Source organism: Hymenobacter koreensis (genome assembly GCF_039541855.1).
GTDB classification, from domain to species: Bacteria; Bacteroidota; Bacteroidia; order Cytophagales; family Hymenobacteraceae; genus Solirubrum; species Solirubrum koreensis.
In genome coordinates, this window is the sequence record NZ_BAABHA010000002.1 from 391,946 (window position 1) to 407,267 (window position 15,322).

The following is a 15,322-nucleotide window of genomic DNA, read 5'->3' on the forward strand; positions in this document are numbered from 1 at the left end:
GCTTTTTTATCGGCCCAAAACGCATCATTCGGCCCGCATATTAACTCCCATTATTGGGCATTAGCGTCCGTCGCGGGCGGGGGGTAAATCCAGGTCGAAGCGGATGTCGCGCATGCAGCGAAAGTGCCCTTGCGGGCACTTCTCGTAGCCGATTTTAGAGCACGGTCGGCAAGCCAGGCCTTCCACTTCCAGCAGGCGAAACTCGGTGCGGTACGGGTACATGCCGAACGCGGGAACGGTGTTGCCCCACACGCTGAAGATTTCCTTTTTGAACGCGGCTGCAATATGCATCAGGCCGGTGTCGTGGCTAACGACTAGTTGGGCCTGCCGCACCAACGACGCCGATTGATGGAGCGTAAACCGCCCGCAGGCATTGTAAATAAGAGTTTGCGACGGAGCCAGCGCCGTTTTGTTGAAATAATATGGGCTGTTGGGCAAGCTGGGTGCGGCGGCGGGCAATTTACCGGCGGCCTTCAGGTTCTCGAAATGAAGCTCCACCACGTGGCCCACGGTTTCATCCTCGGGCCCGCCCAGCAGCACAATGGGGCGTTGCAGTTGCGCACACAGCTCAATAATGCGCTCCACCGGCAGGCGCTTGGTAGCATGCTGCGCCCCAATGGCAAAGGCTACATAACCGTCCCGAAACGGCGCGGGCAGAACTTGCTCGGTATTTACTTCCTGTGCCGGCGGAATAAAGTAGTCGAGGCCGCGGCCGTCGTCGCGCACGCCCAAAGGGGCGGCCGCGGCCAGGTAACGCTGCACAATGTGCACCGGCGGCATCACGTTAATTTTCAGGTTCACGAGTAGCCATTTACGCCAGTTCAGCTTATTAAAACTGGCCGACGGCCGGCCCAGACGGGCTTTCAGGAGCAGCGTACGCAGGTTGTGGTGCAGATCAATAACGAAATCGAATTGCTCCTGCCGCAATTCGGCCACCAACTCGTCTAACGACCCCGTTAGGCAGTGCACCTTGTCGACGTACGGATTCGCTTCCAGCAGCCCCCGGTAGCCTGGCTTGGTACAAAAGTGTACCTGCGCCCCGGGCACCTGCTGCTTCACGCAGCGCACCACGGGCGTCGTCAGTACAATGTCGCCGATTGAGGAAAAGCGCAGGATCAGGATTTTCACGGATGCGAGGACGAAGGCTAGCTCCTTTTTCCGGTTGTATAAGAAGAGATATGGCGCAACGAGTAAACAGCTCGGGCAAGCTCGAAACGCCTGCCCAGCACAACTCCAGCGACGGTAGTTCACCGCCTTACCATGGTCCTCTCCTCAATTGGAGGAAAGGAGTTTCGTGCCGGCTAGTTAAACAGCGGGCCGAGGTCCACGGGTTTCTTTGAGTTTGTTTTCCCGCTGAATTTGACAGCCTGGGCCCGGCGCTCCTCAAAAAAAGCAGCCAGTTCGTCGGCTGTAAGGGCGTTAACGGTAGCGGCAGCCGTTAGCCCGCCTTTGCGACCTTGTAGCACCCCAAAGCGCATGTCGGCGTAACCGTCGGTGTGGTGGGCGTCGGGGTTAATGCTCAGCTTCACGCCCTGCGCCAACGCGTAACGCACCCACTGCCAGTCGAGGTCGAGGCGCCAGGGGTTGGAGTTGATTTCAATGCTCACCTTGTGCTCGGCGCAGGCGTCGATAACAGCTTTGAAGTCGATAGGGTACCCTTCGCGGCGCAACAGCAGCCGGCCCGTGGGGTGACCTAGCATGGTGCAGAACGGGTTGGCAATGGCCCGCAAGAGCCGTTCGGTGGCGCGTTCCTGGTCCATTTTCAGCCCACTGTGCACCGAGGCCACTACAAAATCGAACTCGGCCAGCACATCGTCGGGGTAATCCAAGGAGCCGTCGGAAAGAATATCGGACTCGATGCCCTTGAAAATGCGGAACGGCGCCAGCTCTTGGTTCAGCTGATCTATTTCGCGGTGCTGCTTGCGCACTTCCTCTATGCTGAGGCCGCCGGCGTAGTGCGCGGCGCGGGAATGGTCGCAGATGCCAAGGTACTGGTAGCCACCTTCGCGCAGAAACTCCGCCATTTGGCGCAGCGAGTGGGCGCCGTCGGAGTAGGTGCTGTGGTTGTGCAAGGAGCCGCGCAGGTCGGCATCGGTGAGCAGCGTGGGCAGGCGGTGCTCCCGGGCTTCCAGTACTTCCTCGCCGCCTTCCCGCATTTCGGGCACTACGTAATCGAGGCCGGCGGTTTGGTAAAGGGCTTCTTCGCTGAAAAACTTGGTGCGGCGCACCAGTTCCCGGAGCGTGGCGGCGGGGGCTTTGTCGCCTAAGGAGGCGGCCAAATGCGCCTCGGAACCGGTTTGCAGGAACAGGCAGTTGGTATAGTTCTCGGGCTTGGCCAAGTGAATTTCGACTTTCACACCGGAGGCCGCAGCGGTGCCACGCCAAGCGAAAGGGCCGGAATGGGCGTCGTCGGCCACCAGGCCTTCGGTGGCGTTCAGCAGCTCGTGGGCCTGCCACGGCTGAGTGGTAGCGGCCACTACGCGCACGGTTTCCACCACGGGCAGGGCACGGCGCACCTCGCCGGCTGCGCTAACCTGCTCGGTGCGCAAGGTTTGTTGCAGGGCGTCTACTAGTTGCTGGGCCAGCTGCTGGGCTTGGGGCAGCAGGAGTTTGCCCCGGCTTTGGTCGGTGAAGTCAATTACCTGCAAAATGGCCTCCTGCGTTTTCTGGCCGAAGCCTTTTAGTTGGCTGATGCGGTTCTGCTCGCCGGCTTCCCGTAGCGCGTCAATCGTTTCCACACCCAGTTCGCGCCACAGCACGCGCAGTTTTTTCGGGCCGAGGCCCTTGATGCTGAGCATTTCCACCACGCCGGGCGGGGTTTGCTCCTGTAAACGGGCCAGTTCGGGAAACGTGCCGGTGCGCAGCAGCTCGGTAGCGGCCACGGCCGCGCTCTTTCCCAAACCGCCGGTGGTCGTGAATTCGGCCGGGTCAAGGCCAGCCAAGGGCACCTCCAGCCGCTCAAGTGCAGCTGCGGCGCCTTCGTAGGCCCGCACTTTAAAGGGGTTTTCGTCGTGCAGCTCCAGCAGTTGGGCCATCAGGCGAAAGGCACGAATCAGGGCACGGTTTTCCATGGAGCAAAGCTAGGTTCTGGGGGCTGATTGTTCGGCCGTAGCGGGCTATTTATTGGCAAATCTTGCGGCCGAACCCACTGGAATACGATTTCCCTACGTTTACTGCCTAAGGCCTCCGCAGTATCTTTACCCCTGGGCTTGCGTAGCTGGCATCGGTTGCGCGCCCGGGGCGCTGCGGCCAAGCCGTATTGGCCAGTAAGCACCATTCAATTGCCAGATTGCGTATGTTACGACCTATGCGACTCTCCGTCTTGCTTTTTTGCCTTAGCGTGCTGCTGCTCTCCAGCACTTGCCGCAACGATGTGGCCAGCTCCCCCGAAATGAAAGTACTCTACCGCACCTGGCTGCATGCCCACGAAGAAGACCAGGGCGACGTGCTGGTGTACCGCCCCAATACCTACAGTTTTAAACCCTCGCGCGGCCGCACCGGCTTTGCCTTCGACCAAAACGGCCTGTTTACCCAGTACGACATAGCGCCCACCGATGGCATGGAAGGCCGCACCGGCCGCTGGACTGCCGAAAGGGAACGGGTGCTGCGCATTTCCTTGAACGACCAGCGCGAACCCGACTACCTGTTGGAAGTCGTGTCGGCCACGCCCGAGCTGCTGCAGGTACGGCGCTTGCCGGTGCCGGCCAAGTAGCGAAGCACCGGGCCGGCGTTGTAGCTTGCGCCCATGAATTACTGGCTCGTAAAATCTGAACCCGCCGCTTACAGCTGGACCGACCTGGAGCGCGACGGCCAAACCGACTGGACCGGCGTACGCAACCACCAGGCACGTAATTATTTGGCGCAAATGCAGCCCGGCGACCAAGTGCTGGTCTATCACAGCGTATCCGATAAAGAAGTGGTGGGCGTAGCCCAAGTAGCCCGCGCCGCCTACCCCGACCGCACCGCCGAACCCAACACGCCCTGGGTAGCCGTGGACCTGCAGCCCAAGCTGCGGTTGCCGCGGCCCGTGTCGTTGGCAGCTATTAAAGCCGATGTGCGCCTGCAGCAAATGGGCTTGCTGCGGCAGTCGCGGCTGTCGGTTATGCCCCTGCGCAGCGACGAGTTCGACGCACTGCTGGAGCTGGCTCACCACGCGTAGTCAGTTGCCGGGTACGGCGCCGGAAAAGCGTTTTTTCCCGCCGCTTCGTCGTATCTTGTACATGCGCCGCTTTGCTCTTGTTTGCCTGCTATGAAACGTTTACTGCTTTGGGTATTACTGCTGGCTCCCTTGGCGTTACGGGCGCAGCCTACCCAGCCCGCGCGCCTGGAGCTGCTCATGCGTGCCGAGGAAAGCGACGTACGCGTACTGCCGTTGGCCGACAGCTCGGTGGCGCTGGTTACGGAAAGCATAGCGCGGGGCTCGTTTCGGGAAACGTATGCGCTGCTGCACTACAGTTCGAAGCTGGAGCCCATGCAGCACACCGAGCTGCCGGTACCACGCGAGTACGTTCTCAGCCAGGCCAGCGCGGAGTTGCCGTATGCTTACGTTCTGTTTCAGTCGCAATACTCCGCGGCCAAGTTGCTGCTGCTGCGCGTGAACATGCGCACCGGCGCCCTTCGCGAGTACCGTTTCGACACCGAGAAGGTAGACGACGTATTCAGCCTCGAAGCGCTGAGCGGCAACCTTTTCGCTACCGTGGAGGTCGATGGCCACCTCACGGTGCTGCACCTCGACGTGGCCCAGGAGCAATTCCGGCTTCTGACCTCGCTCTACGAGCCCTTGCCCACCCAACTCACTTTTTTGGCCGACTCGGTGAGCAACCGGCTGGCTTTTGTGCTCAGTCAAAGCAACGGGTACCGGTCGCGGCTACAAATCAAGCAGCTATCAGCGCAGGGCAAGCTGCTCGGGTCGCAATTTATTCAGGCAGAAAGCGAGCGGGGCCTCATTACGGCCGAGCTAAGCCCCGGCGACAGTGTTTCCCGTTTGCTCACAGGCACTTATACCCTGCGCGACCCGCGCTATTCCCAAGGCTTGTTTGCCACCGACATTACGCCGGCGGCCACGCTGCGGACGCCGCTTCGCTTCTACGATTTTCTGACGCTGAAGCATTTCTTTGACTTCATGAAGCCCGAGCGGGCGGCCCGGTTGCGGGCCCGCGCCGCTAAGCGCCGGGCCGAAGGCCGCGAAGTTCGGCTGCACTACCGCCTGCTTACTCACCGCCTGATACCGTTTCAGCAGGGCCACGTGCTGGTGGGCGAAGTGTATTACCCGCGCTACCGCTACGATTCGCCTTACGGCACCATGCTCTACGCGCTGCGTGCTTTCGACGGCTACCGCTCTACCCAGGCCATTGTGTGCGGCTTCGACAAAAACGGCACCCTGCTGTGGGACAACAGCTTTCTGCTGAAGAACGCCGATAAATACACGCTGGCCGAAACCGTGCGCGTGCGCCCCATGCCCGACGGCCAGCGGCTGGCGCTGGCTTACACGAACGAAGAATTTGTGCGCTACAAAATTATCGACCGTACCGCGCCCGCGTCGAATGACCTGCAAGTACCCATTCTGACCAACTTAGAAGGGCGCAAGGAAAAAATCGTCACCACGAGCCAGGAAGGCATTTTGCCCTGGTACGGCAGCCGCTTTCTGGCCTTTGGCTACCACCGGGTTCGGCCCGAGCGTGGCGACTCGCGCGAGGTGTTTTTTGTAAATGCCGTGGCCTTCGACTAAACCCCAACCCACCCCTGGCGCGTAGGCGGAGACATGCATACTGTTTCACCTCCTACTTCCGCTGCCATGAACACGCGACTTTTTCGCCTTTGCACGCTGCTGGTGCTCGTGTGGCTGGGCGCTTGCCGGGCTGCCGGCCCCGAGAAGCCGGCCCGCACCGTAGCCGAGTTCTTCAATAAATACGAAAGCCGCTCGGGTTTCCGCGCCACCACCTTCGAGCCGAACTTGCTGACGCGCGTACTGCTGGCGCGGGTGGGCAAAATATCCGACACGGATGCCGTGCAGGCCCTTACGGCCGTGCGCTCCATTCGGGCCATTACGTTTGCCCCCACCACCAGCACCTCCCGCAACCTCACCGAGCGGGGCCTGACCGCCGAAGTAGACGGGCTACTCCAAAGCGAGCGGTATGAGCCGCTGGCGGCCCAGCCAGCCGGTAACGCCGGTACCCAGTACCGCTACGCCGTACGCCGCAGCGGCGACCGTATTCGGGAAGTGGTAGCCACTGGGAAGCAGGAAGACGTGCCCGACTCGTTTGTGCTCATGGCCATCAGCGGCGACTTTACGCAGAGTCAGCTCGATCAGCTAACCAAAATTCTGCCCGGCATTTCGGGCGAAATCACCAAGTAACACTGGGTCCGTTATTTCCCAAAAACCCCTCGGCCCCGGTTCGTACACACGAACCGGGGCCGAGGGGTTTTTGCGCTGTTGCAGCTGTTTATGCGCTACCGCACGGGATTCAGCGGGAGCAAAGTCGAAGGCCTAGCTGCGCGCCATCAGTCGCTCGATGTCGTCGGCTTCCAGGGGAATGTCCTCCATCAGGTCTTCGCACTGGGAGCGGGTAATTACCACGTCGTTTTCGAGGCGAATGCCCAGACCTTCTTCGCGGATGTAGATGCCGGGCTCCACGGTGTACACCATGCCGGGCTCGAAAACGCGGTACTTGGCGCCCACGTCGTGCACGTCGAGGCCTAGGTAATGCGAAGTGCCGTGCATGAAGTACTTCTTGTAGAGCGGCGCGGCGGGGTCCTGGTTGTTCACGTCGCCTTGGTTGAGCAGACCCAGCCCGATGAGTTCCTGCTCCATAGTGCGGCCCACGGCGGCGTGGTATTCCTCAATGTTGTTGCCAGCCACCAGCTGCGACTTGGCGAATTTCATCACCCGCAGCACGGCCTCGTACACCTGGCGCTGGCGTTCGGTGAACTTGCCGTTCACCGGAATGCTGCGCGAGAGGTCGGCGGCGTAATTGCCGTATTCCGCGCCGAAGTCAAGCAGCAGCACGTCGCCGTCGTGGCATTCCCGGTCGTTGCTCACGTAGTGCAGAATGCAGGCGTTGGCACCCGAGGCAATGATGCTGCCGTAAGCCGGACCGCGGGAGGCGCTGCGGATGAACTCGTGCACGATTTCGGCCTCAATTTCATACTCCATTACGCCTGGCTTCACGAAGCCCAATAAGCGGCGGAAGGCGTTGCCGGTGATTTCGCAGGCCCGGCGCATCAGTCGGATTTCCTCGGGGTGCTTAATGGCGCGCAGGTTGTGCAAGATGGGGGCGGCGCGCTTGTAATTGTGCAGCGGATACTGCTCCCGAATTTCCCGGATGAAGCGGGCGTCGCGTGTTTGCACCTCCACCACGGCCCGAATGTGCTCATTGGTATTCAGGTACACGTGCTCGGCTTCGTTCATGAGCGCGTGCAGCACCTGCTTAAAGGAGTCGAGCCACATAATGGTTTTCACTCCCGACTGCTCGCGGGCCTGCTCTTTGGTGAGCTTGTAGCCTTCCCACACCAGAATATGCTCGCTGGTTTCCTTCAGAAACAGGATTTCGCGGTACTGGGGCAGCTTGGCGTCGGGAAAGAGCAGCAGAATGCTTTCTTCCTGGTCGACGCCAGCCAGGTAAAACAGGTCGTTGTTCTGCCGGAACGCCAGGGTACCATCGGCGTTGGTGGGCATCACATCGTTTGAGTGGAAGATGGCCAGCGAAGCGGGCAGCAGCTGCCGCTCGAAGTTGCGGCGGTTATTGGTAAAGAGGTCGGGGGAAATGGAGCCGTAGCGCATGAAATCGGGTTAAAAGCTCGGGAAAGACTGCCGCCGGGGCGGGCGGTTGCAAGTTAATGGGAGTTGGGAGGATGCACGGTTTCTTCGAACCAGTTACGTAGTCCTGTTACGGTGACCGAGCGTTTACCTTCGCCAAATTTTCGGTGGGCAAACCCGTTTCGTGGAAACAGCAGCCTGAGAAAACGTCGACAGTTCAGGAATAGTACAAGCACTAGCAGGTGCGCGGACCCGGCGGTATATTTGTAATCCTGCCCCAGCTATATGCCGCCACTGCCCACCAACCGTGCGATTCTTCTGATTCAGACTGCCTTTATCGGCGATGTTATTCTGGCCACGGCCCTGTTGGAACGGCTGCACGAAACCGAACCCGATACGCCCGTAGACGTGCTGGTGCGGCGTGGCAACGAAGGGCTGCTGCAGGGGCATCCGCACGTGCGCCGGGTGTTGGTGTGGGACAAGAAAAAAGAGAAATACCAAGGGTTGTGGCGCCTACTTGGGGAAATTCGCGCCGCTCGCTACGAGCGGGTGTACAACTTGCAGCGCTTTGCCTCCACGGGCCTGTTAACCGCCTTTTCAGGCGCCAAGGAGCGGGTCGGCTTCGATAAAAACCCGCTGAGCTGGGCCTTTACCCACCGCGTACCGCACGGCTTCGCGCCGGGCCTGCACGAAGTAAGCCGCAACCTGAGTTTGCTGGAGCCGGGCATTGCCGGCCCGCTTACCCGCCCCCGCCTCTACCCCTCCCCTGCCGACGAAGCCGCCGCGGCCCAAGTGGTTCAGTCGTCCGGTGACGCGCCTTACATCTGCATTGCGCCCACGTCGGTGTGGTTTACCAAGCAATTCCCGCAGGAGCAATGGCTGAAGCTGCTGGCCGCTTTGCCGCCGCACTACACCGTGTTCTTGCTGGGCGGCCCGCCCGATGTGGCCGCCTGCGAAGAGCTCAGACAGGCCGCTAACCGCCATAACGTGCAGAACCTGGCTGGCAAGCTGTCATTGCTGGCCTCGGCGGCGCTCATGCGCGGGGCCGTGCTGAACTACGTGAACGACTCCGCGCCGCAGCACTTGGCCTCGTCCGTCGATGCACCTACTTGCGCTGTGTTTTGCTCTACGGTGCCGTATTTCGGTTTTGGCCCGCTCAGCTCGTTTGCGCGCGTGGTGGAGCTGCGCGAAGAGTTGTCGTGCAAGCCGTGCGGGCTGCACGGCTACGCCAAATGCCCGTTGGGGCACTTCTACTGCGCCCACGGCATCGAAACCCGGCAATTACTAGCTGTGCTGGCCGAGGCCGAACAGCTGGTAAGCGCCTGAGGATACGCACTTCCTCTAAACTATTGTCGGCCCTTGGCGGTCTATCTTTGCAGACTTTCCCCGGCCGGCCTTGCCTAGCCGGTGGCCGACGTTTCTTCCGTTATTCTTATGCGCCTGTTCTGCCTTACCGCAGGGCGGCGCCAGCTTCCATACATGCTCGATTACGACCTTCACGAGTACCCCAACGGCATTCGGCTGCTTCATAAACAGGTGCCGCACACCAAAATTGCGCACTGCGGTTTTCTGCTCGACATTGGCTCGCGCGACGAGCAGCCGGAGCAGTACGGCTTGGCTCATTTCTGGGAGCATATGGCCTTTAAAGGCACCGAAAAGCGCAAGTCGTTTCACATTCTGAACCGGCTGGAAAACGTGGGCGGTGAGCTGAACGCCTACACCACCAAGGAAAAAATCTGCTTCTACGCTTCGCTGCTCAGCACCCACTTCGAGCGGGCCTTTGAGCTGCTCACCGACCTCACGTTCCATTCTGTTTTTCCGCTGAAGGAGATTGAGAAGGAGCGCGGCGTTATTCTGGAGGAAATGTCGATGTACCTCGACGCTCCCGAAGACGCCATTATCGACGATTTCGACGGGGTGGTATTTGGGCAGCACGCCCTGGGGCACAACATTCTGGGCACGCGTGAAAGTGTATCGGGCTTTCAGCAGGCCGATTTTCAGCGGTTCCTGCGCGAGCAGGTGCGCACCGACCGGTTGGTTTTTACGTCCGTTAGCAACCTGCCCTTTAAGCAGGTAAAGCGCATGGCCGATAAGTACCTGGCCCCGTTGCCGGCGCAAACCGGCGAACGGCCGCGCACGCCTTTTTCGGTGCATACGCCCACGCAGCAGCTAGTAGAAAAGCCCATTACGCAAGCGCACTGCCTGATTGGTTGCGCCGCTTACGCCCTACCCGATGCGCGACGCCTGCCCTTCTTTATGCTAACGAACATTTTGGGCGGCCCCGGCATGAATTCCCGCCTCAACATGGGCGTGCGCGAGAAGTACGGCCTGGTGTACAGCATCGATGCCACCTACTCGCCTTATACCGATACGGGCTTGTTCGGTATTTACTTCGCCACCGAAAAAGGCCAGCTGGACCGCACCACACAGTTAGTGCTCAAGGAGTTGCGCAACCTGCGTAACAAAGCCCTTACCACCAGCCAGCTGCATGTAGCCAAGCAGCAGCTCATGGGTCAGTTGGCCATGGCTGAGGAAAGCAACGGCGGCCTGATGCAACTGCTCGGCAAAAGCACCCTCGACCTGGGCCACGTAGAGTCCCTGAACGAGATATTCGAGCGGATTCAGCAGGTAACGGCGCCCGAGCTGCAGGAACTGGCCAACGACGTGCTGCGCGAAGAACAGCTGAGCATGCTGCAGTACGTGCCGGAATCGAAGAAAAGCGCCCGGCGCAGCCAGTAAATGGGTTGTCAGTTGTCAGTTGTCAGAGCACACTGTAACGCGCAAAAAACGACAACTAACACCTATAGCAGTTCTCAGGTCCGTGTACTGGTCGTTTCGTTCGACCCCACCCCCGTCCCCTCCCCCGTAGGGAGGGGTGCCAGACGACTTCATTTCCAGAACGCACCCCTCCCTACGGGGGAGGGGACGGGGGTGGGGTCCGCGTACAATACAACGAACAACCAATGAACACCAGCCGCTTCGGTCACATCGGCTCGTATTTACCCGGCGACACGTTTCGCTCGCGGCTGGAGCTGCGGCTAACCGGCATGCACCGGCCGGTGCGGGCGGGCATTGCCGGCTCGCAACACACCGGCGCCGAAAGCATCGTGATGTCGCAGGTGTACGAGGATGACGTGTTCGGTGAGGACGAAATCATTTACAGCGGTCAGGGCGGGCGCGACCTAAAAACCGGCCACCAAATCAGCCCGCAAACCGAAAACGACCGGAATCTGGCCTTGATGAAAAGCGCGGAAACCGGTTTGCCCGTTCGGGTGCTGCGCAAAGTATTCGATGACGAATTCGGCACCGAGGTATTCCGCTACGAAGGCCTTTACTGCGTAACCGGGTTTGAGTACGGCCCCGGCAAGTCAGGGGTGAATGTGTGGCGGTTTCGGCTAGTACCTGTTCGGTTTGGGGTATGAAGTACCTGGATTCACTTTTTGTAACGATGTACCGGCGGCGCCCCCACGACATACCGCGTGTATACGCCGTTCTCGTACTGGGGCTATTGTTTAGTATTTGGGTCTTGCTCCTGCTGGTGTTGACGGCGTTTGACACCTCAGTACAGTTCCCGCCGTGGTCAGTGCTCTTAGCTTTTCTGACTTTGCATGCCTTTGTGGCACACCGCTACCGTGCCAGCCGACGCACCTACTTGCTGCAAAGCCGTGAGCTACCGGCGACCAACCTATGGCACGTGGTTCTCTTCTTATTTGTACCGCTCGCTTTGTTTATGGCCTGGCGGCTTTACGTAACCAGCACCTGATCTGATGGATCAAGCCAACGCAATCCAAGCCTACGCCGACGACCACACCTCGCCCGAGCCGGCGCTACTGAGCCGCCTGGTGCGCGAGACGCACCTGCAAACGCTCATGCCGCGCATGCTTTCGGGGCACTTTCAGGGGCGGCTGCTGAGCATGATCAGCCACATGGTGCGGCCGCAGCGGGTGCTAGAGCTGGGCACATTTACCGGCTACTCGGCGCTGTGCATGGCCGAAGGACTGGCCGACGGCGGCGAGCTACACACCGTGGAGCAAAACCCCGAATTGCGCAGCCGCGTGGAGCGCTACGTTACCGAGGCTGGCTTTTCCGGGCGCATCCACCTGCACATCGGCGACGCCGAACAACTGCTTCCCACCCTCACCGAAACCTGGGACCTAGTGTTCATCGATGCCGACAAAATCCGGAACCGCGTGTACTACGATCTGGTGCTGCCGCAGGTGCGGCCCGGTGGCTTTATCCTTATCGACAACGTGCTTTGGAGCGGCAAGGTGCTGCCTTCGCACGCCATCAAACCGGCCGACAAAGACGCCCAGGCCGTGCGCGACTTCAACGACTTTGTGCAGCAGGACGAGCGGGTGGAGAATGTTTTTTTACCCCTGCGCGACGGTTTATTTCTAGTGCGAAAACGCTAGAAATCGGGTTTTTACCGAAAAACTACGTTTTACGGCGAGCTGCGTATAAGCGGGTCTTAAACATAAGGGCCCGGGCTTTGTCGAAGCCCTAAGCTTATTCTGCCCCACCCCATGAATCAACGCATACTCTGGCTGCTGGCCTTGCTGCTAACGGCAGCGCAGGCCACGGCCCAAACGTACCCGGTCAGCGGCCGCGTGCTCGACGGCAAAGACCAGGCACCGCTTATTGGAGCAAACGTACTGCTCACCCGCCTCAGCCCCGACTCGGCCCGCACCGGCGCGCCCGTAGATGCCGAAGGCAGTTTTACCATTCCGGCTGTCGAATCGGGCCGTTACCGGTTAACGGTGTCGTTTTTGGGCTACCAAACCCTCAAGCGGGCCGTAACGGTGAATGGGGCACCGCTGGGCTTGGGTACGCTTACCCTTCAGGGCAGCGGCGTAACGCTGCGCGGCGTGGAAGTAACGGGCCGAGCGGCGGCGGCGGTACAGAAGGGCGACACGGCCCAGTTTGACTCGCGCGCCTTTAAAACCAACCCCGACGCAAACGCCCAGGACCTGATTACCAAAATGCCCGGTGTAACCGTGGACCCCGGCACCGGCAAGGTGCAGGCCCAGGGCGAGCAGGTGCAGCGCGTGCTGGTCGACGGTAAAGAGTTCTTCGGCAACGACCCCGACGCGGTGCTCAAGAACCTGCCGGCCGAGGCCATCGATAAGATTCAGGTGTACGACCGCTCCTCCGACCAGTCCCAGTTTACGGGCTTCGACGACGGTAACCAGCAGAAAACCATCAACATCGTTACCAAGCCGCAATTCCGTAACGGGCAGTTTGGGCGGGTGCTAGCTGGCGCCGGGCTCGGCGAGGACAACCGGAGCCGCTACCGCGCCAGCGGCAACATCAACTCGTTTAAAGGCCGGCAGCGCATCTCGCTTATTGCCCAGAGCAACAACGTGAACGAGCAGAACTTTGGTACCGACGACCTGCTGGGCGTGGTGGGCAGTTCGGCCCGCGGCGGCGGGGGCGGCGGACGTCCCGGCGGCGGCGGTGGACGCCCCGGTGGTGGCGGCCAGGGCGGGGGCGGCAACAACGCCAGCGACTTTCTGGTGGGCCAAAGCGGTGGTATTTCGCAAACCCACGCCCTGGGCTTGAACTACTCCGACGCCTGGGGCAAGAAAACTGACATACAAGCCAGCTACTTTTTTAACCGCAGCACCAACACGCTCAGCAGCGTTACCAACCGCACCTACACGGCGCAGGATTCGCTCGGCCGCTTTCTGGTGTACAACGAAAACTCGCTCACGGGCAGCACCAATACCAACAACCGCTTTAATGTGCGCCTGGAGCATAAGTTCGACTCGCTGAACTCCTTGCTGTGGCAGCCGCGCCTCTCGGTGCAAAGCAACGACAGCCGCAACGACCTGAACGGTGCCACCTTCCGCACGCAGACTTTCAGCGAAACCGGCGGCGAGGTGCGCAGCACCAACCTGAGCAACTATAACGCCGATAACCTCGGCATTAATTTCGGCCAGCAGCTGCTGTACCGGCACCGTTTTACGAAGCGCGGCCGCACTTTCTCGTTGGGCCTTAACATGAGCTACAACGACCGGGAGGCCGAAAACTACCTCAACTCGCTTAACGAAGACTACACCCGGCGTACGCCACCCATCGTGAGCCGCACCGACCAGTTTTCTGCCCTCGACCAAGTGGGCTGGGCCTGGACCGGCAACGCCAACTACACCGAGCCACTGAGCCCCAAAAGCCAGTTGCAGGCATCCTACGGCCTGTCGTACACGCCCAACGATTCGGACCGGCGCACCAGCAACCTCGACCCGCTGACGGGTGAGTACACCGTGTTCAACGCTCCGCTGAGCAACGTATTCGAAAGCCGCTACCTCACCAACACCGGCGGCCTGACGTACCGCTACAACGACCGGGAGCTGCAGTGGTCGGTAGGGGCTTCGGTGCAAAACGCCGAGCTGCGCAACGAGCAGCAGTTTCCGCAGCTAGCCAACACCCGCCGCAGCTTCTTTAACATATTGCCCGAAGCCCAGGTGCGCTACAATTTCAACCCACAGCAAAACCTGCGCCTGTTCTACCGCACCCGCACCAACGCGCCCAGCATCAACCAGCTGCAGGAAGTGGTGAACAACTCGAACCCGCTGCAAATCACGACCGGCAACCCCGACCTGCGCCAGGAAACCACGCAGAACCTGTTCCTGCGCTATTCCGCCGCCAACGTGGAGAAGTCGACCTCGTTCTTCGCCCTCATCGGCGGCTCGTACACCGACAACTTCATCAGCAACAGCACCCAGGTGCTTACCCGCTCCGATACGCTGAACGGCGTGCCCATTGTGGCCAATGCCCAAATTACGCGGCCGGTGAACCTGAACGAGCAATATTCCTTGCGCTCCTTTGCCAATTACACCCTGCCCCTCACTTTCGTTAAATCAAACCTGAACCTGAACGCCGGCGCCAGCTACTCCCAAACGCCGGGCCTGGTGGCCATTACCGGGGTGGAGGGCCAGCAGCTCAACTTCAGCCGCACGCCCAGCTTCAGCTTCGGCGCCGTGCTGAGCAGCAACATCAGCCCGAACCTAGACTTCACGCTCTCGTCGAACTCCAGCCAGACGTACGTACGCAACAGCGCCCTGCCGGCCTCTAACCGTGACTTTTTCCGCCAGAACACCTCCCTGCGCTTCAGCTGGATTGTAACCAAGGGCGTCACGGTGCAGTCGGATGTAAACCACGTGGCTTTTACCGGCCTGTCGGCGGGCTTTAACCAGAACTTTGTGCTCTGGAATGCTTCGCTGGGCAAAAAAGTGTTTGCCAAGCAGCAAGGCGAAATCCGGCTTTACGCTTTTGACTTGCTGAAACAGAACAACAGCATTCAGCCCAACAACACCGCCGCCTACACCGAAGACGTGCGCACCAACATCCTTACCCGCTACTTCATGCTGATGTTCACTTACAACATCCGCAATTTCGGCGGTGGCCCCAGCCCCATTGATGCGCCCGCCGACAACGACCGGCCCAACCGCGGCCCCGGTGGGTTTGGCCCAGGTCGGCCGGGCGGTTTCGGTGGCCCGCCTCCCGGCGGCGGTTAACGAGCGGCTTGTAACGCACGAAACCCGGCCCGTAAGCCGGGTTTCTTTTTGG

General features: G+C 60.4%; 12 protein-coding genes. 9 read left to right on the forward strand and 3 right to left on the reverse strand.

The window, feature by feature from the left end:
• Window positions 1–60: 60 nt before the first annotated feature.
• The gene (locus ABD903_RS04580) at window positions 61–1,128 is read right to left on the reverse strand and encodes a glycosyltransferase family 9 protein (protein WP_345221814.1); all 1,068 of its coding nucleotides are present in this window, start codon (window positions 1,126–1,128) and stop codon (window positions 61–63) included.
• Between the two features lie 173 nt (window positions 1,129–1,301).
• Window positions 1,302–3,071 (reverse strand): DNA polymerase/3'-5' exonuclease PolX, encoded by a 1,770-nt coding sequence (gene polX / locus ABD903_RS04585; RefSeq protein WP_345221816.1) that lies wholly within the window; start codon window positions 3,069–3,071, stop codon window positions 1,302–1,304.
• Window positions 3,072–3,307: 236 nt separating this feature from the next.
• Between polX and ABD903_RS04590 the strand changes: the two genes are divergently transcribed.
• From ABD903_RS04590 to ABD903_RS04605, 4 genes are all read left to right on the forward strand, one after another.
• Entirely contained in the window at window positions 3,308–3,712 is a 405-nt protein-coding gene (locus tag ABD903_RS04590) for a hypothetical protein (protein ID WP_345221817.1), read from the forward strand.
• A gap of 33 nt (window positions 3,713–3,745) precedes the next feature.
• On the forward strand, window positions 3,746–4,159 hold the full coding sequence (locus ABD903_RS04595) for an EVE domain-containing protein (protein ID WP_345221819.1): 414 nt from the start codon (window positions 3,746–3,748) through the stop codon (window positions 4,157–4,159).
• 90 nt (window positions 4,160–4,249) lie between these two features.
• The gene (locus ABD903_RS04600) at window positions 4,250–5,728 is read left to right on the forward strand and encodes a hypothetical protein (RefSeq protein WP_345221821.1); all 1,479 of its coding nucleotides are present in this window, start codon (window positions 4,250–4,252) and stop codon (window positions 5,726–5,728) included.
• Window positions 5,729–5,794: 66 nt separating this feature from the next.
• A complete protein-coding gene (locus ABD903_RS04605; RefSeq protein ID WP_345221822.1) occupies window positions 5,795–6,355 on the forward strand; it encodes a DUF4252 domain-containing protein in 561 nt (186 codons plus the stop codon).
• A 132-nt stretch (window positions 6,356–6,487) separates the two neighbouring features.
• Here the strand turns inward: ABD903_RS04605 and ABD903_RS04610 are convergent, their stop codons facing one another.
• Entirely contained in the window at window positions 6,488–7,780 is a 1,293-nt protein-coding gene (locus ABD903_RS04610; protein ID WP_345221824.1) for an aminopeptidase P N-terminal domain-containing protein, read from the reverse strand.
• Window positions 7,781–8,041: 261 nt separating this feature from the next.
• On the opposite strand from ABD903_RS04610, the gene ABD903_RS04615 reads away from it, so the two are divergent.
• From ABD903_RS04615 to ABD903_RS04635, 5 genes are all read left to right on the forward strand, one after another.
• Window positions 8,042–9,082, forward strand: a complete 1,041-nt coding sequence (locus ABD903_RS04615) for a glycosyltransferase family 9 protein (protein ID WP_345221826.1) — start codon at window positions 8,042–8,044, stop codon at window positions 9,080–9,082.
• Between the two features lie 153 nt (window positions 9,083–9,235).
• Complete coding sequence (locus tag ABD903_RS04620) at window positions 9,236–10,495, forward strand: M16 family metallopeptidase (RefSeq protein ID WP_345223084.1); 1,260 nt, start codon at window positions 9,236–9,238, stop codon at window positions 10,493–10,495.
• A 224-nt stretch (window positions 10,496–10,719) separates the two neighbouring features.
• Window positions 10,720–11,178 carry a YDG/SRA domain-containing protein gene (locus ABD903_RS04625; RefSeq protein ID WP_345221828.1) on the forward strand — a complete coding sequence of 153 codons (459 nt, stop codon included), beginning with the start codon at window positions 10,720–10,722 and terminating at the stop codon, window positions 11,176–11,178.
• A 345-nt stretch (window positions 11,179–11,523) separates the two neighbouring features.
• A complete protein-coding gene (locus ABD903_RS04630) occupies window positions 11,524–12,168 on the forward strand; it encodes an O-methyltransferase (RefSeq protein WP_345221830.1) in 645 nt (214 codons plus the stop codon).
• A 111-nt stretch (window positions 12,169–12,279) separates the two neighbouring features.
• Window positions 12,280–15,270: an outer membrane beta-barrel protein gene (locus ABD903_RS04635; RefSeq protein WP_345221832.1), complete on the forward strand. Its 2,991-nt coding sequence runs from the start codon at window positions 12,280–12,282 to the stop codon at window positions 15,268–15,270.
• Window positions 15,271–15,322: the final 52 nt, after the last annotated feature.